Consider the following 18,672-nt stretch of genomic DNA (forward strand, 5'->3'; position numbering starts at 1 on the left):
ATTCGATGTAATGAAAATTATACAACAATAACCAAAATTTTCAAAATACTTTTTCACTTTCCAGATATCAGTTAATATATAGTTAAGGGGGAATAAGGATTGCATAACAAAAATTTAACCAAAAGAAAGCAACAAGCTCTACAAACACAGAACAATATATTTCTTGTATTTTTAAATTTAACGAAAAAAAAAGAAATTGAAAATATAACTATTGAAGATATTTGTAAAAAGGCAAATATATCTGTTGGCACTTTTTATCATTATTTTTCTTCCAAAGAAGATATTTATCAAAAGTTATTTCAACAAATTGAAGAAAACCTACATGTAGAATTAAAAAGTATAACTCAACATACGACAATACAAAAAACTGTTTTGACTTTCTTCCAATGCATAGCTAAATATACTACTAAATTAGAGTTACATATAAATTTCCTTAACGATTTCAACAAAAAAATATTTGCATATGAACCGTCATTAATTTACAAAACTCTAAATGATCTTGTTAATAAAGGAAGATTTGAAAAAGAATTAACAAATGATATGAGTGTAGAAGAAATAACAACATATCTTTTTACAGTTGCTAGAGGGATTATATTAGACTGGTGTCTTTTAGGTGGCAAGTACTCATTAGAGCAGCGAATGGATACTTATATGAAATTAACCTTGAAATCCTTAAAACCCTAAATTTTAATCAAACGCTACGCTTTCTTGTCCCAATTTGTGCGTCTAGTTAAATTTTATCATTTGGAGTTATTTGAACATCGGAATCAAAAGAAAAAGTATAACTCTTCTTTATATTACGAGAAAGAAGAGTTATACTTTTTCTTTCTTATAATAGAATATATTAAGCCAAAATCATTTTCTTATTTTCCCCTCTCCGTTTAAATCGTAACATATTTTAGATAATGATATCATTGGATTAAAGTGATTATTACTTGAAAAATTAATAAATGATTCTTGAAATGATAGGCCTAATATTTTATTGTATCGTTCCTAATAATCTCATAATTTCTTCTGCTTTTTGATTTTCGATGCTATAGTAGATTTCTAATCCTTAACGATTTCCTCTTAGAACTTTCCCTCTCATTTTAGATAAGAGATGGGAAACTGTTGATTGTGGAATATTTAAAATTTCGGTCATTTAGGTTACATTTAGTGTTTTATGTTTTGAAAGCCCACTGATTAGTTTCAAACGCATTGGGTGTGCCTTAACTTTTAAAAGCTCTACATCCTCTTCTAAAATTAAGTTTTCTACGTGCTGATTCGTAAATCTCGTCATAGTATCCTCTCTCCCTTATTTGTTTTCTTCTAATGTAGTGTAACTTCTTTATTACATAATATAATAATGTCCGAATGTTTATTATAAACAAGAATGAACCTATCTTTGTATCAAAATTATCATTTAAAAACATTCAAATTTTGACAGAAAAACAAAGTCTTCTTATTCCTCTTGAAAAAGAACTCCAATTAAGACAATTCCCTCTATCTAACGAAAACGTTTCTGTTTTTATTATTACCTTGTGACAGAGACCATAAAAAAATAGGAGGTGCCTATCGTGATAGACTCCTCCTAAAAAACAACCGTTATATACATATTGAAAATAAATTTATTTTACGATTAATGAATATTCACCATTATTATCATCAAATTTATACACATTCAAATAATATTTCCCTGGTTTCGCTACGAATTTCCCCTTTATAGCATTTCCTTCATCTTCACCACAAGCTACGTAATTTTGCATATCTGATTCATGATAAAGTACCCATGTCATCCCAATGTTTTGTTCATTTACCACAGAAATATCTACTTCTTTTGGAACTGTAACATTAAACGTATAAACATCTGTTTGATCCGGAGCAATCAGATTTCCTTTTACAAGCTTATTAAACTGGAGTACCTTCTCCTCTTCATGGGACCCACCAGTTTGCGGATCTTGTTTTACAGTAACTTTTGTTTGTTCTTTACTTTCTTTTCCTCTACTATCTTTTACTGTTAGTTCCACAGTATATGTTCCTTTTTCTCCATATACATGAGTAGGGTTGGCTTCTGTGCTCGTTGTACCATCTCCAAAGTTCCATAAATAAGAAATAACTTTTCCATTTTCACTTTCTGTACCATCACTATGGAATTGAATTCCTTCATTTACTACCCCGCTATATGGTCCATTCATATTTACTATAGTCGTTGTTTTTTCTTTTTTTTCTGTTGCAACACCATGGAAAACAATATCATATTCAAACTGATTGGCTGCATTCACACGATAGTTAACAAAATAAGCTGTAACTGTTTTATAGCCGCTCCATTCTTTTTGAGACAACTGCTCCAAGGTTTGATTGACTTGTTTACTCATTGTTTTCCAATCTTCAGACTCACCTTTTGATGTACTACCTATGTACTTACCTTCCATAGTAAATGTGTTAAAGAATTGAGACTCATGTTTTGTTATTTTTGCATCTTTTATATTAGTTACATCTACAATTTCTTTCTTCACTTCAGCTAACGGCTTAGGTGCATGTTGTATTAAGTAATCATTTGTTACTTGCGGTACATTGTATTTATCTTGATTATCAATCAATTGCTGCATATACGTTTGATATTCTGTATTCAGCTGTGCATCCTTACTTAATGATTCACGATACGCGTCATAATTTTTCACATCGTTTGCACGGATTAAGTCCTGAATCTTATCAAAGGTTTCAAAGTGATGATTATATAGATAAGACTGTAGTGCAAAGGAATAATTATAAAAATCCCATGATCCATATTTTGCGAACAAAGTTTGCTTTGCAGTATAACGGCTTGCTGGATCAGATGATAAGCCACTTATAATACTTTTACGAGGAACGACATTATTTGTACGTGTAGATCCTGCAAAGAATTCTGCATTCCCCTCTTGGAACCAAGTTAAGCGTTCATTTTGATATAGTTCTCCGCTCCCAAATAAACCAGGAACCTCGTATCTTCCTTGTAAATAATGAGTGAATTCATGACGGAATAACTCTTCTAGACTATAAATACTCTGTTTTGGTGTACGCTCATATGTAAAGAAAGTACCCTTTTCTTCAATATAGATACCACCGTTGTTCGTTTCATATCCATATAATTGTCTATTCAGTTGATAATCATCTGGATTATTATAAATTACAATTGTCAGTACATCATCTGCGTTACCTTGTTCTAGTGCTTTATCATTTCCAATTACACGGTGATATTGTGCCTTTACTTCTTTGGCTGCCCAATATAACCTTTTAATTTTTTCTTCTGTTACTTTATCGCCTGTCTTAAAAACAATAGATCCATCATCAAATGTATATGTTTTAGGTAAGTATTGTAACTTTCCTTCTTCACGTATTTTCTGTAAATCTACTGCATTTCCATCATAATCTTTTCCACCGTAGTTTGTTTTGATTTGCTCTACCGCTATAAAATAAGGTCCGCTTAGACGAGGATATATATTCATCGCTTGTGTAATAACTTCCAACCCTTTATTTGAATTGCTATGAAATTTCCCTAAACGCCCTGCATAATAAATACCATTATTAATTAGCCAACTATTCTCAGTTGTTAAATTCCGTATGAGAGCAATTCTACTAACCTCATTTATAAAATTATCAATTTTTCCATACCACATTGTTACATTAGGTTTTTTATTCGTTTCCTGCAAATAAGACTGTAGATCATAATCAATACCTTTTACAATTTCATATACAGCTTGTTCTTTCGTATAATCTTTAGCATACATAGAAAGGTTATCATTAAACTGTTTTAAAATATTTGCTGCATACTGTACTGTTTCAGCATCACTAGAAGCATTACTAATTAACTTTCCATACGCAACTACTACTCTATCTTGCTCAGCTGTACCTAATGTAAAGTTTGGATTTTTTGCAATTGCTTTTAATGATGGTAAACATTTGTCATGGAAGCTTCTCTCTTTTAAGTAACCTACTTCATTATTAAAATATCCCACATAAAAAGCAGAACGTAATACTTCAACAAAAGTTTCAATTCCCTTTGAATCCTCTTTCGTAAAAGATGTCCCTCTTTGTCCTAATTCATCAATGATAACGTTCATACGTTCTTTATTTTGATAAAAAGCTTTCGTATCTTGATTGAATTGAAATAAGTCTGTAATTTGATTCCATGAAACTCTTGATAGCGTATCAATGAATTCACTATCAGACATTTTATTCAATTCTGCCACAGTATAGCTTTGCTTTAATTGCCTTTCATCATGTTTCATCACCGAAGTAGGTCGTTGTGAAAAATCGCCTACTTTTAAACGCTCTTCAAAATTCAATGTTTCGTCCGCTTTTGTAGCATGAGCCATTTCATCTTTTGAAGTTTCTGTTCCAATTGGTTTCATCTGCAACAGATTATGGGGTGCTTTTTCTTCAGCTGATACCTGTGTTTGAATACTTCCAAATGATAATGCCATCGTACTCATACCGATTATCAGTTGAGTAAATTTAAAATTTTTGTTCATTACATTTCCTCCATTTATATATTCCACACAAAAATATAACATTTTATCTTAATAAATTATTAAAAAATGTATTATTTCATATTACATTAAATGAATTTATATATAAATCAATATTGAACAAAGTATTACTGTATCTCTTTCATTTCCAAAAAGGACAAACTATCCCGGGTGAATAGTTTGTCCAAAACCATAATCTCTCTGATTTAAAAATATATAATTCATTTCCGCTAAAAGTCTTTTATTCTCTTTTCACCTCCTACTATTTTTGCATCTGAACTAACAATAGTAAATTAGAATAATGACTTAATACTTGCCAGAACAGTAAGTATTCCTATAACAATTACAAATACATTGCTCATCTTTCCTCTATATTTTGCTAGTACAGGCACTTTACGAATTGCATACATTGGTAGTAGACATAGAATAGCAGCAACTAACGGACCGCTAAGGGCATCAATGATTCCAAGAATACTTGGATTTGTATAAGCAACATACCAGCATGTTAATACGACAAAAGTAAGAATCATTGTCTTAACTGTTTTCTCTCCTAAATCTTTCCCACGTTTTTTACCGGACTTGATAATCATGTCACGCATTACCTCATACGCACCTATATAATGACCAAGGAAAGACTTTGTAATAGCCATAAACGCAATGATAGGTGCTGCAATAGTAATTACTGGCGAATTAAGCTCATTAGCAAGATATGATAGGATTGATAAGTTCTGTTCTTTTGCCACCTTAAGATCATCTGGAGTCAAACTTAAAGTACTACTCCAAACAAAGAACATAACAACAGCAAATGTCATGATATAACAAACTTTCTGTATATGAGCACATTTAGCATCAGTAGCCTCTATTCCATACGTAGCTCTCTGTTTCATAACGAATGACGAAATCATAGGTGAATGATTAAACGAAAATACTATGATCGGTAGTATCATCCAAATCGTTCCAAAATACCCTGTTCCAGTTGAATCAGTAGAAATACTTGAAAAACTTAGCATTGACGTATTCCACTGTGGAATTAAAGATATTGCAATAAAAAGTAGAGAAGCAATGAAAGGATATACTAGCATGCTCATTATCTTTACAGTAATATCTTGTCCAAAATTTAGTATAGCGATAAGACCGAGTACTAATACAAGTGATAGAATAGCCCTTGGAGGCTCCGGCATGTGCAATTGATGCACAATAAAACTACTTGCAGTATTTGTAAGTGCAACCGAATACATCAGCACGATTGTATAAATTGAGACGAAGTATACGATGTTAAAAATGATACTTGCTTTATTTCCGAAATACTCTCTTATTGTACCCGTAATCCCCTCTTCGGCAGAATTCGAAGCGTATATCATTTTAGCAAGCGCCCTATGTGAGTAATACATAACAGGATATGCAAGTATGGTAATTAACAGCAATGATAATAAACCACCTGAACCTGCATTAATCGGTAAAAAGAGTACTCCCGCTCCAATTGCTGTTCCAAATAGACTCAATGCCCAGGTAGTATCCTGTTTATGCCACTTTTGCGGATCTAGATATTTCTCATTTTTTACTGCAGTATTATCAGCTTGAAATTCTATGTTTTTTGCAGTGTTCCCATTCATATAATAATTCCTCCTTGTGTCCTATTCTTAATTTAAGGCATAGGAATAGAGACCGTTCTTGAAAAATGAAATACTTATAAAGTGCGCCACATCGTATATCCTTCTTCTAAGTTGATCAAAGTCAAAAAAATTAGCGAAGCAGCAACCGGATGGGTTCGTTACCACTTACAGAATGTTTCAATTATATAGTAGTAAATTTTATTGATACTTCCCCTAATATACTGACATCCTTAGGAGAACAATAGAGAATATATTGTTAACTATTTCACAATATATCCGATAACTGTTCATTAATTTGATTGTTTCTCTCCAAAGATTTTATTTTTAATGGCAATCCCTGTAGGTGTAGACGCAATTCCACCTAAACCTGTCTCTCTTAATTCGCGAGGCATCTGTCTTCCAACTCTATACATTGCTTCAATAACTTCGTCAGCATTGATGATATTGTTTACGCCAGCTAATGCGATGTCCGCTGCTGCTAAAGCATTTGTCGCTCCAATAGCGTTTCGCTTTACACAAGGAATTTCTACCAAACCAGCGACCGGATCACAAACTAAACCGAGTAAATTTTGTAACGCGATTGAAAAAGATTCAGAAGATTGCTGTGGCGTTCCACCGGCTGCTTCTACCGCTGCTGCTGCAGCCATCGCTGAGGCACTGCCTATTTCAGCTTGACATCCTCCGTACGCTCCTGAAATACAAGCGTTGTTTGCGACTATTGTTCCAAATAATGCTGAAGTGAATAGAAAATGAATCATCTCTTCATGACTTAACTGCAACGTATCTTTAATACTAAATAGGACCCCTGGGATTGTCCCACTCGCACCAGCTGTTGGAGTTGCACAAATTGCCCCTAATGCAGCATTTACTTCATTAACACCGATAGCATTTTGTATTCCTAACACCATCAAATCTCCAGAAAGAGTTTTCCTATTTTTCCTATAGTTTTTAATTTTAACGGCATCACCTCCAGTTAAACCGGTCGGAGAAAATACACCTTCGCCCTCGATACTTTTATTTATGGCATTTTCCATAGTCGCTAAATTTCGTTCCATTTTACTCCAAACTTCTTCATAAGAAGTTTTAGTTTGTTCGATTTCCTGTTCAATTGCTAATTCATAAATTGGCTTTTGGGTTTTATTAGCTGCATCTACAATTTCTTTTATGGCCAAATACATATTTTTTCACTCCTTAATATAACTAAAGAATAATGAGATTAGCTTTATTTCTTAATTTTCCTAATTCCTTCTGAACATTACCAGGTAATAACGAATCCAAAGCGAATGCATATAAATATTTTTCGTTTTTTTCTAAACTATGAAAGTTGTTAATTTCCACATCATATTCTTTAAAGATCCTGCGTAAGACAAATTCAAAATCAGCTCTTTCAGAAATCGCAATAATAACTGGCAATGGCCCCTGTAGATCTAAACTAAAACCGTCAATTTCAACATGCTTCACTTCAATTAATCCACCTCCGACTGAAATACCCATCGTTCTAATACTCCGACTTTCATCCTCTAAATATACATCTGCCGTATTTGGGTGACCAGCAGGACTATCGCCCGCTTTTTCAATAAAAGTAATGTCAATTCCTTTACATTCTGCTATTTTAATAGCATCTGGCACTTTGCTGTCATCGGCAGCAAATCCTAATATTCCAGCAATAATTGCAAAGTCAGTTCCATGTCCTTTATGGGTTTCAGCAAATGATTCATAGTATCTTACCACGACTTTTTTTGGAAGACCTTGAAATAATTTATTCGCAATTGTTCCAATAGCCAAAGCACCTGCAGTATGTGAACTTGAAGGACCTATCATTATGGGTCCAATCACATCAAAACAACTTTTGTATTTGATAATCTTTTTTTCTTTAATAGATGCTACATTCATATTTATAAAGCACCTCCATAATTTATAATTTTTAATTGTAGTTAAATCTAGGTTATTACAATGATTAATTGAAAATAAGATTATTTGATAGCGCTTTCTTTTTTGTCGAATAAATTTCCTCTCAGATCAAAAAAATTTCGTAGTATAATCATATCAGTGTCTAATTTTTGAAGGTTACTTGCAAGGTCTTTATAATTTTTTCACAAAACTAGCTTTAATATTTTCTTTAGAGAGTAATAAATTATCTTTCAACGCCCTCATTATAACTTGTATATTTATGAGTTTAATCTTTTTTTATTTTTAGAATGATTGAATAAACAGAATATTGAATAGGTAATAGATTACACTTATGATGTAGCAATTGTGTCCTTTGTTTGAAGCTGTATTAGTTAGTATAAAAGCAAAAATAATACAGAATTCCTTTCATTAACACATTGATTATGTTGGAAAGTCATTATAAAGATACTTATATCGTCCATTGTCGAAACATCTTATTTTAGGTATATAAGCTGTTGTAATAAATAATTATTGTAGATGGAAATTAATAAGTTTATGATATATAAAATCACATTAGCATAAAAATAATAAATAACGTATAAACATTCATTTTTTAGAAAAAAACAACTTTTCTTCATAAGCCTTTAAGTACTAATTTTGCACTATTCACTAGTATAAAAAAGGATGTTATCTCTTCTATATAGATTATATATATTTTATTCAAAAATCCTAATGGAATTAGATATTTAGAATTGCTTTCAAGATAAATTGCAATATTACATACTGTTTTAATAGTTAAAAGAATCGTTACAATTTAACTTATATATTAATCCCTGATTCATTGAATTCTCTCCTAGCCCATCTATTCTAGGTAAACTAAGGGGATTATACAAAGCGAAATATCATCAACATAAATTTATATAAGTAATGCTCGAAAAGATACATGCAAAAACACCTTTCATTAATAGTGAATGAAAGGTGTTTTTGCATCTTAAAATATCGCATATTATTTCAATTATCTTAAAATTATTATATAAAGATATTTCTTATTTATTGTTCCAAATTGTCTTTTGATTTACTATTTATTTTTTGTTCTGTAATAATAAATCTTGAGAGTAATTCTGTTAATGCTTCTACCTTTTCTTTCATATTGTTTGACTGTATTGAAATTTTTTTGATCGAATCTGATTGTGATTGAATTGATTGTACTGTTTGAGTTGTTTCTCTTTCTACTTGTGCTGCAGTATCAGATACTAGTGAAAGAGACGCATTTACTTCTTCTGTGCCAGCAGACATCTCTTCTGTTGCTGCAGAGACTTCTTGAATTTGACTTGTAATTTTATCAATGTCTCTCATAATAGATGAGAATGTTTGATCCGCTTTGTGGGCCGCTTCTTTTCCTTCTGCTGCTTTTTGTTCTCCTTTTTGCATGACATGAACTGTATCTTGAGTATCTTGTTGAATAGATTTGATTAAATGATTAATTTCATTCGCGGACTCTTTAGACTTTTCGGCCAAATCCCTCACTTCTGCTGCAACCACTGCAAACCCTTTCCCGTTCTCTCCAGCACGTGCCGCTTCAATAGCAGCATTTAGAGCAAGAAGATTAGTTTGCTCGGCAATATTAGTAATTGCATCCAAAGCTGTATCAATCTGTTGTGTACGTGTAACAAGTCTATCTATTACTTTTGATGTTTCCTCGACAACATCATGAACACTATTCATTTGAAGAATAGAATGTTTTATCACTTCACTACCTTTATGTATTTGTTCCGTGGTTGTTACTGCTACCTCAGCAACTACTGCTGAAGATTCAGCTACTGTTTGGACACCAATTGTTATTTCTTCCATTGACGATGAACTCTCTTGAATACTAGTTACCTGTCCTGCTATTTTTTCTTTTACTTCAGTAATAGTCTGAACAACCTCATTTGAAATATTAGATGCTCGCTTTGTATCTTGTAAAACCCCCTCCGTAGAAGAAATCACCTCTTGTGTTGTTGCCTTAACATTGGCAATTAATTGTTGGAGGTTATCTAACATACTATTAAAAGACTGTACAATGATTCCTAACTCATTATTTGCTTTATAAGAAGTACGTATTGTTAAATCACCTGCAGCTACTTTTTCCATATCATTTTGTAATAAAATAAGTGGTTTTCGTATAGTAAGTTTAATAATATATCCAATAAATATAACTATGACAATTGCTAAAATTGAAATAACCACAAACATTATCATTGTATTTTGAGCACTGCTATTGTTAACTTTCTGTAACTGGTCTGCATTATTACTATTATATATAATTAGTTCACGAATTGACTGAATTGTTTTTTGCATATTAGGTTCAATTTCTTTTAGATAATAGGCATAAGCTTCCTCATTATTAGATTTCCCTAATTCTTGTGCTTTTTTTATTTGAGTTCTTAATTCATTAAATGCTTCATGAAATTTGTTATATAGTTCTTTTTCTTTATTAGAGATAATTTTAGCTTCATACTGCTTTAATAACTGATCGTTTTCCTTACGCATCCCATCCATTTCTTTTATCAAATCGTTCATTCTTTTCTCATCTTTGGATAGCATTATTTCCATAAAGTTCATATTAACATGGTAAAAGTTAGATTCTATGGTTCCTATCCACTCGATTGATTTTAAGTCATCTTCATACATATTAGAAGAAGCACTTTTTCCTCTTTCTAGACCCCATCCGCCTATTAGGGATAATACTATACAGGAGATACAAGATATAAGTATTAATATGTTTAGTTTTGTACCAACCTTACTGTTTGCTAAAAATTCCAATTAAAACTCTCCATTCTTATATATAGTTCAGATAATATATTGTATACTAAGAATCTAAAATATACGATATTAATTTTTAAAATATAAAAACATGTAAAATTCTTAAAAGTTCTATGTATTAAAATATTTAATTTTAGTATTAACATAATCCTCTTTTGTATATGTATAATGATTTTTTTATGTATTTTTATAGGAGTACTGCCACATCACTTGTAACCTAACAAAATAAACTACACTAAAACAATGAAATCAAGTAAATTGCGCGAAAATTTATTGTTCTGGATTAATTATAAATTCTTAAGTTGATAGCCATGTAGTGCTACTCTTATTAGAAATTAAACAACTTTATTATGGCTATACGGAAAACAGTTTCAGGTCTTTTCATCTGATAATTATTCCTATCTAATTCAAAATAAATATCTCGTAATTTTTCCACCTACAGAACTATTTACATGTGAAAATTTCTCTAACCCAAATGTCTCCTAATTCACTAGCTGTCTCTATACTTATCTACCAACTAACAGGTGAAATTATAATTTTATTTACTTACCAATAATTATCCATTTACATTTCCGCACGAATAAAACCTTATTTAATTATATAAAAAATACATAATTAAATAAGGTTTGGAGTGTTTCAAATTCACACTAATAGATCTGCAAATGAGGTACCTACATTATTTTCTCGTTTCATATGCTTTTCTAAATAAATCTTTGTCGTTTGAATGTTTTCATGCCCCAATGTTTGCATTAAATGATATAAATCTGCATTTCCTTGTTCAACTGCCATGATTGCGAATGCATGACGGAATGTATGTGCCGTTACAGGATTTTCACGATACTGTAGAAACTCTAAGTTTGTCTTTTTTATCATATCTGTTACTTGATTCGATAGTGTTTTAGAGTTATAAGTATTTCCTCTTTGATTTATAAATAACGGACTCTCATCCCCTTTTTCCAATACCGTTTGGCATCCCCTTCTCCGCCTCATTTCACAAATACACTGGTATAAGTGTTCCGAAATGAAAAGTTCACGCACTTTATCTCCTTTTCCAGTGACTTTTAACCAGTACTTTCCGTCATAATGTAAATCTTTCACTCTCGCGGTGCACAATTCTTGAATTCTTGCACCAGTACTTGCCAGAGCAAGTAAAATTGTATAGTTTACTAAATGTCCTCTTTCTTTATAAAACCCTAAAATTTTCATAACCTCATCATAGGATAAGTCCCGATTTGGCCGATCCTGCTCATTTACATTTGCCCGCTGCAGTTCTTCATGAAGAGGCTTTTCAATATAAGAAAATACATGAAGATGTTTTAGAAAAGAACGAATGAGTACTGTTTTCTTTGCAAGTGTTGCGACTGCATATGTGTCACCATTCCTACCGTTCTCTACTCGTTTCAGCCAAGAATTGTATTTACGAATATGCCAAGGTTGCAATGTTTTCAATAAAGAGTCATTTTTCTGTACCTCTTCCCCATTCAATTCAAATTCTTCTGCATGCTGCACCATGCACTGACAAAATGACAAGATTTCAGAAACATAACTCTTTTTCGTATCCTCTTTTCTATTCTTCTTCTCATCCATATCTTTTTGTAAATGTACGAAATGATAAATAACTTCAAGGTCACTTAAATACGTATATTTACTCTTTCCCTCTTTTTCTGCAAGCTCCATTTTCTCTTCCAATTTATCCACATAACTATCGTTATACAGAAATGGAACTACATCTCTTAAATTCTCTACATATGTATCTATATATTCACTATGTTTATTTATAATAGATAAATTTTCTTTTTCATTTTTATTATCCATATTTCAAATTCACCTCTCCTATTGAAGATTATAATAATAATTCTCTTTATTACCTATAATTATTATTTTATTTTACTTCTATTAATTATACAAATGATAATTCATTTTCCTTCTGTAAGAACGCTACATTCTTCTCTATTTACTTATAATTATATTTTTTTATAATTTATTATTAAATAGATATCTTTTAACAATTAAATAATTAAAATCTATAGTGATTTTATAATAAAAACAACTATAATAATTCATTAACATATAGTTTGAATGAAAAATATTTCTAAACGATAACAATGAATACTATATTTAATAAAATCTATTTCTTATTTTAAATATAAATCAGATTCTGATATGATATATACATACCTAAAATATTAACAAACGATAGTTATGGAGGTGTCCTTTTATGACACAAGATTTATTGTTCATTACAAAACCTACTGTAACGACCAAAGAGGCAGCTGACTTATTAGGAGTAACGGTACAAACAATTTTAAAAAAAGAAAAAGATGGATTAATAGAATGTGTATATAAAGATAACTGGAAGCAATTCGGTAGTAAGATTTTCTATTTAGAGGATATTGAACGTTTACAAAATGAAAATAAGATTAAAGGCCTTAGCACAAAAGAAGTAGCTGAAATTCTTAATGTTGCACCATCTACTATCTTTACATACATCAAATCTGGAAAATTACCCGCCACAATGGTAGAAAAAAGAGGAAAACAAGTATATCTTATCGATGAGGAAGAACTAGAGATTTTTATGCTTGATTATGAAAAAACCAAAACAAAAGAGCGAAAAACATTCATTACGAAAATTCAAAATGAAGATATATACTTATATCAATTATTAACACATCAACATAACGGAAAAACAGCTAGGGTAATAGAGATCAATGGAGCAGACGGTAAGATTCTTACAGAAGACGAGGATATTTTCCCTCTATCCACTTATAAACAACATGATTACACCTTTGAACCATTCATTAAAAAAGCGGTAATTACAAAACGAGGGTATTTATCTTTTTCCTTTAAAAAACCTCAATTATTTAATTCCATTACTTATAATCTAATAAACTTATTTTATAAGGAGCTAGGTATCACAAATATGAGATTGAGTATTTCAGCAGATACTATCAAATTAGAAATTAAACCTTTCGTATTACAAGTAGATCCATTGCAGTTTCAAGAAGAGATTAAGTACTTACATTCTCATATGAAATCTGGCACGATTCTTCCACATGTAGAAGGTATTTACTTTAAAAGTAATGTAGAGCCATTAACTTTTCATGCAGATCATGAATTTAAGCAAAAAGTAGTTCAAATGGCAGCGGAAGCTGGTATGAGACAGGAAGAATTCTTATTGCAAGCTGTAAAATCTTATATAACAAATTTAAAAAAACACTAAATCTACTACTTATTAAAAGAAGCGTAGAAATAAGATCATAGATGCCTTAGATCGTATGGGCCGCAATTATAATGAGGTAATTTCAGAATGGAAGTATATAACAAGAGAATTACAAGCTGACATCGTAGTTTTAGAAAATGAAACCCTGTTTGATAGCCGGCAGTTTCGTGAAATGGGGGATATGGGCAGATTAATGGAGGATCAATTTTTATCTTTACTTTCTTATGTTGCAGATCAAGAGCGGAAAAAAATCCATCAGCGACAAGCAGAAGGGATTGCAGTTGCTAAATCTCAAGGTAAGCATTTAGGGCGCCCTCCATTTAACCTTTCAGCATTAAGTCACAAGCAACTAATTATAATAGAAGAAACTTATGAAAAATGGAAAAAAAGAGAAATGACTAGCGTTAGATTTATGGAAATATTAGGACTTAAGAAGAATACTTTTTATAAGATACTAAAAGAATATGAAGAGAACAAATTAAACCCTAAATAAATCATATGAGCCGAATATTCATAGTACATAGTAATGTCTTCCTAGTATCGCAGTTAATAATCCAGCTTTAATAGCTTGGAATTAAAGTACTAAAACAAACATTAGTATTTTCTTATCTTGTAAAAATATGTGACGTTATTCTAAAATTAAAAAGAACTTGCAGAAATCAATACAAGTTCTTTTTAATTTTAAGAATTAATAGTTATATTATTTTTCTTTCTAAGAAATCCATTTAGTTATTTCGTATAAATAATTTTGTACTTTTTCTCCTTTTAGTTAAAATACACTTATTGAGAAACTACTTCTTCTGAATTAAAATCTGTAGTCTTTGTTTCATCAATTTTTTGTTGGATTTCCTTTAAAGCTTCAGCATAATTTTGTTTACCCGCTATATTTTTTATCTTTTTTCTATTGTTCTCTGATAGTTTATTATTATATATAACAATCATTTTTTCGTCTTCTATAATATTCCCATAATCATCGAATTCAATATGCGTATTAAAGCTAGCCGTTTTATCAAATCCAGGATTTAATTTTTCAGGGATGAAAGTAGTATCCGGAACTCCATTATCTTGTTTTAAATACACAAAGTAATATTTATTTTGACTTTCAACTACACTCTTAACCTCATTTGTACCAGATAAGCTTTGTTCTTCAAACACATTCTTTCCTCCATCCTTCAGAAGAAGATATCCACCGAAAAATAGAATACTTAAAAATACAAAACAACTTAATAAAACTATTTGTTTTTTCTGCAACAAATATATCCACCCTTTACTATATTTAACTTACTTCCCTAGTATCATTAACTTAGTAATTTTACGTTCTTTTGCAATCAATAAAATACTAATTAATAAAATATCACAAATTGCTAATCCTAAACTAATTTTAAATAATAACCATCTATCATTAGAAATGAAAAAACAAACCATAAAGGAAAATTGCCAAAATACCAATAAAGCGAGATAAACCACGTTATGTTTTTCAAAAAAACTGTATCCAAAAACCCATTGTAATGCAAGTATTTGTTTAAACATCTCTAAATAATATATAGCAGAAAAGAAAAGTAACACAGCAGAAAGCACTAAAAATAGTGTACAACTAATTATAGTTAATTGAAGTTTTTCTGTATCATTTGATATCTTTTGCTCAACAAGTGAGTATGCAATAGATACAGGACTCCAAATATTATCAAAATTATACTTTTCAATTGTTCTTTTTGTTTTCTTAAAAGGAAACTCATTATCTCCATTTTTGGTATAATAGCCATAACCCATGGCAATTGAACTGGATGTATACATCGGCTCAAACTCATGCGTCAAAACCACCACTATTGGATCAATAATTTGATAATTCGTATCTACAGCCATTTGAGTAGTAAATGTAAAATAAGATTGTTCATTTTTTACATATAGTATCTTTATTTGTACTGAGTCAGGATTCTCATGATTTAGCATCATGGAATAATCTTTTTTTATTGTTGTTTTGATATCTTCTTGATTTGCTTCATATCTTTTAGGCACTAAAACCGTTATTTCAGATTTATTAGGTATTGGTAACTGTAACTTTTCACCATCAATTCCGTATACAGGATTGATTGATAAATAATTTCTATTAATAACGATTTGTTTTCCTTCCATTCCCCAAGGGTTAGGATTTAACTCATTATTCTTTTGATTGAAATAATAATAAGACGGAGCAATGTATATGGCTCCCTGATCCTCTAATTCCTTATATAAATTCTTGAATCGATTCAAACTATCTTCATTTTTGATATCAAATCTGTCTCCAGCCCCTACTTCCATACCTAGTGATGCATAATCTTTCATCAATTCCCATTTTTCTTGTTGTGTAATTGTTTTTTTGAGTTCAATAAAAGTGCTAATCCCTTGTTGCAGTGCAAGAATTAAGAACACAGCTAATATAAATCGAATCCCGAGATTAGAATAAAAGAATAGTTTTATGGGTTTTTTATTTTTAATCATTTGAGATATATGTATATTTTTACTACCAAGCCAAGTAACGATTATAATTAAAAGTATGACTAAGAATAAAAGAGAAATGTTTTCTATCCAAAAGCCTATAAAAGGTACTATTTGCTGATATTGATTGTAGTAATAAAGAAATATTAATAGACTCATGCTAGCCAGAAGAAATGAACCTAAAATGATATTTACATACCTTTTAAGTAAATATAACCCGATTTGCCAAAAACTATCTCCGTGCATATATTGAATAGCAATAGCTTTGTAATTGTTCATAACATCATAAGACATAGCTAATAATAATAATAAACATAATACAAAACTTGTTGTATAGATCATGGTTTGATACGGATACTCTGTAAAAACAGATATTGATTCATTTTTTGTTATTTTTATTGAAAATCCATTTTTCTCGGCCATTTGTTTAAATAACTTGATATTTTTAGAATTGTTTAAAGAATATGTACCTCTAATATCTTTAATTGATGCTGCTGCAATCATCGGCCGAATTTCTATTGGGTTAAAATTATGAAAAATCTCAATCTGACCAATTTGATTTTTATTATTAGTTTTTATAGTAGAAAGGAATGCTTCAGAATTACTATTTGAATTCAGGAATTCCCCTGTTTTTAATTTTAGCTGCTTAAAATATTGATCATAATCATATAATGCTACATAATACACGATTTTTTCTTGTTTATTTTTTGTAATTTCGTGTGACGTCCTTTGCAGATTTACTTTAGCCTGCATTGCAATTTCTGATAAAATTTTAAAGTTTTCAACTTTATTTTTTTGAAGATTCCCTTCTTTTATTTCTAAATCAAAATTTTCCTCTGAATAGTTAACATCATAATTAAAAGCTTGAAACTGCAAGTATTCAAATTGTTTAATTGATAAAAAACTCACAATTGTAAAAGTAATAAAACTAAGAATAAATATTAATTTTTTCATAATATAACCTTTCTCTTATAATTGAATGATTCTTGAAAACAGATGAGACAAAGCTGTATCATGCGTTACTACAATAATTGTTTTTCCTTGCTGGTGTAACTTTTGAAAAAGAGAGGTAATAATATCACGATTTTCACTATCTAATGAACCAGTTGGTTCATCAGCTAAAATGAGAGTTGGGTTTTTAAGTAGTAGTCTAGCGATAGCAACACGCTGCTGTTCTCCTCCACTTAAAGTATGGACTTTCTCTTCACCATAGTTTGTAAGATCCACTTCCTTTAATACTGAGCATATCGCATCTTTTTTCTGTTTTTTATTTAACTTTCTATGTTTAATAGCAATTTCTAGATTACTATTTACAGATTCGTTATCTATTAATGCATAGTTTTGAAATATGAATCCAATATCATTTCTTAATAAGTCTCGTTTTTTCTTATTAGAATTTGTTTCCTTTCCTAACAATTTGATTTCACCAGAATCTGGATTTTCTAACATGCCAATAATATTTAAAAGTGTTGTCTTCCCCTTCCCACTTTTTCCATATATCCCAATAAACTCTCCTGCTTTTACTTCCAAATTAAAATTTTCAAAAAGAATTTTATTGTTAAAACTCTTATTCATATTATTTATAGAAATCATATAAATCCCACCTTAAAAACATTTTAAGGGGATTTATATAATTTCTATAAATCCCCACAATATCAATATATTTAATTAAAAAACATATTTTTGGTAAGTTACAGCATATGGTCCAGTAAAAGCTAAATGTAAAGCAGCTTTATAACCAGGCCCTACAGCTATACTCTTATAAGGAGTGCCATTTTTTGTGATTCCAGAGGCATGTACTCTAGAAGAATGATAATATATAGCGTAATGCTCCATTTTATTTTTATCAAAACCAGTATCAAAACTTTCTGCTGCAGAGGCTGCAATAGGTACTAGTGCTCCAATTCCCAACATAGCTGAAAGTGCTAAAGTAATTGCCTTCTTTTTCAATTTTATTCCCACCTTAAAAATCTTGTTTTTTATAATACTAAGAAAATATATTTTAATTTAAAAATTATGAAAGGTGCGCATCTTTCCAATTCATCTTAATCCAAATGGTATATTATAACAATAAGTTAATCAAAATATGCAAAATTGCATATTTTTACCTTAAGTTAAATTTAATCCCAAAAACAATAAAAAAAACTAGTTCTAAAATGAAGAACTAGCTTTTTGTACATTT

12 protein-coding genes and 2 pseudogenes are annotated in these 18,672 nt (G+C 30.4%); 3 read left to right on the forward strand and 11 right to left on the reverse strand.

The genetic code is table 11. The annotated features are described in order from the left end of the window. Nucleotides 1-99: 99 nt before the first annotated feature. Nucleotides 100-684, forward strand: a complete 585-nt coding sequence (locus MHB52_RS28270; protein WP_061664247.1) for a TetR/AcrR family transcriptional regulator — start codon at nt 100-102, stop codon at nt 682-684. A 295-nt stretch (nt 685-979) separates the two neighbouring features. On the opposite strand, the pseudogene MHB52_RS28275 reads toward MHB52_RS28270, so the two are convergent. The 7 genes and pseudogenes from MHB52_RS28275 to MHB52_RS28305 form a co-directional block, all read right to left on the reverse strand. Then, a pseudogene (locus MHB52_RS28275) lies at nt 980-1,279 on the reverse strand (metalloregulator ArsR/SmtB family transcription factor). 328 nt (nt 1,280-1,607) lie between these two features. Next, on the reverse strand, nt 1,608-4,490 hold the full coding sequence (gene colA / locus MHB52_RS28280; protein WP_137026831.1) for a collagenase ColA: 2,883 nt from the start codon (nt 4,488-4,490) through the stop codon (nt 1,608-1,610). A gap of 290 nt (nt 4,491-4,780) precedes the next feature. After that, nucleotides 4,781-6,100, reverse strand: coding sequence for an aromatic amino acid transport family protein (locus tag MHB52_RS28285; RefSeq protein ID WP_061663032.1), 1,320 nt, complete (start codon nt 6,098-6,100; stop codon nt 4,781-4,783). A 290-nt stretch (nt 6,101-6,390) separates the two neighbouring features. Beyond that, nucleotides 6,391-7,278: an L-serine ammonia-lyase, iron-sulfur-dependent, subunit alpha gene (gene sdaAA, locus MHB52_RS28290; protein WP_061663030.1), complete on the reverse strand. Its 888-nt coding sequence runs from the start codon at nt 7,276-7,278 to the stop codon at nt 6,391-6,393. A 22-nt stretch (nt 7,279-7,300) separates the two neighbouring features. Continuing rightward, nucleotides 7,301-7,999, reverse strand: a complete 699-nt coding sequence (sdaAB, locus tag MHB52_RS28295) for an L-serine ammonia-lyase, iron-sulfur-dependent subunit beta (RefSeq protein WP_061663028.1) — start codon at nt 7,997-7,999, stop codon at nt 7,301-7,303. A 1,041-nt stretch (nt 8,000-9,040) separates the two neighbouring features. Beyond that, on the reverse strand, nt 9,041-10,795 hold the full coding sequence (locus MHB52_RS28300; RefSeq protein ID WP_061663026.1) for a methyl-accepting chemotaxis protein: 1,755 nt from the start codon (nt 10,793-10,795) through the stop codon (nt 9,041-9,043). A 642-nt stretch (nt 10,796-11,437) separates the two neighbouring features. Continuing rightward, nucleotides 11,438-12,610: a tyrosine-type recombinase/integrase gene (locus tag MHB52_RS28305; protein ID WP_061663024.1), complete on the reverse strand. Its 1,173-nt coding sequence runs from the start codon at nt 12,608-12,610 to the stop codon at nt 11,438-11,440. 403 nt (nt 12,611-13,013) lie between these two features. On the opposite strand from MHB52_RS28305, the gene MHB52_RS28310 reads away from it, so the two are divergent. Together MHB52_RS28310 and MHB52_RS28315 are read left to right on the forward strand one after the other, a co-directional pair. After that, nucleotides 13,014-14,015 (forward strand): helix-turn-helix domain-containing protein, encoded by a 1,002-nt coding sequence (locus tag MHB52_RS28310; RefSeq protein ID WP_061663022.1) that lies wholly within the window; start codon nt 13,014-13,016, stop codon nt 14,013-14,015. Nucleotides 14,016-14,052: 37 nt separating this feature from the next. Then, nucleotides 14,053-14,508 (forward strand): annotated as a pseudogene (locus MHB52_RS28315) (recombinase family protein); the annotation flags it as partial. Between the two features lie 287 nt (nt 14,509-14,795). Here the strand turns inward: MHB52_RS28315 and MHB52_RS28320 are convergent. From MHB52_RS28320 to MHB52_RS28335, 4 genes are all read right to left on the reverse strand, one after another. Continuing rightward, nucleotides 14,796-15,266, reverse strand: coding sequence for a hypothetical protein (locus tag MHB52_RS28320; protein WP_061663961.1), 471 nt, complete (start codon nt 15,264-15,266; stop codon nt 14,796-14,798). Between the two features lie 30 nt (nt 15,267-15,296). Then, nucleotides 15,297-17,444, reverse strand: a complete 2,148-nt coding sequence (locus MHB52_RS28325) for a DUF1430 domain-containing protein (RefSeq protein WP_061663962.1) — start codon at nt 17,442-17,444, stop codon at nt 15,297-15,299. A 15-nt stretch (nt 17,445-17,459) separates the two neighbouring features. Next, nucleotides 17,460-18,083: a putative bacteriocin export ABC transporter gene (locus MHB52_RS28330; RefSeq protein ID WP_061663963.1), complete on the reverse strand. Its 624-nt coding sequence runs from the start codon at nt 18,081-18,083 to the stop codon at nt 17,460-17,462. A 75-nt stretch (nt 18,084-18,158) separates the two neighbouring features. Continuing rightward, nucleotides 18,159-18,440: a hypothetical protein gene (locus tag MHB52_RS28335; RefSeq protein WP_061663964.1), complete on the reverse strand. Its 282-nt coding sequence runs from the start codon at nt 18,438-18,440 to the stop codon at nt 18,159-18,161. Nucleotides 18,441-18,672 lie beyond the last annotated feature (232 nt).

Source organism: Bacillus sp. FSL K6-0073, from assembly GCF_038006085.1.
GTDB classification, from domain to species: Bacteria; Bacillota; Bacilli; order Bacillales; family Bacillaceae_G; genus Bacillus_A; species Bacillus_A cereus.

Excerpts from the sequence above, each read along its gene's own strand:
- colA (WP_137026831.1), bottom strand. The coding sequence starts at position 4,490 with ATGAACAAAAATTTTAAATTTACTCAACTGATAATCGGTATGAGTACG.
- MHB52_RS28285 (WP_061663032.1), bottom strand. The coding sequence starts at position 6,100 with ATGAATGGGAACACTGCAAAAAACATAGAATTTCAAGCTGATAATACT.
- sdaAA (WP_061663030.1), bottom strand. The coding sequence starts at position 7,278 with ATGTATTTGGCCATAAAAGAAATTGTAGATGCAGCTAATAAAACCCAA.
- MHB52_RS28305 (WP_061663024.1), bottom strand. The coding sequence starts at position 12,610 with ATGGATAATAAAAATGAAAAAGAAAATTTATCTATTATAAATAAACAT.
- MHB52_RS28310 (WP_061663022.1), top strand. The coding sequence starts at position 13,014 with ATGACACAAGATTTATTGTTCATTACAAAACCTACTGTAACGACCAAA.
- MHB52_RS28325 (WP_061663962.1), bottom strand. The coding sequence starts at position 17,444 with ATGAAAAAATTAATATTTATTCTTAGTTTTATTACTTTTACAATTGTG.
- MHB52_RS28330 (WP_061663963.1), bottom strand. The coding sequence starts at position 18,083 with ATGATTTCTATAAATAATATGAATAAGAGTTTTAACAATAAAATTCTT.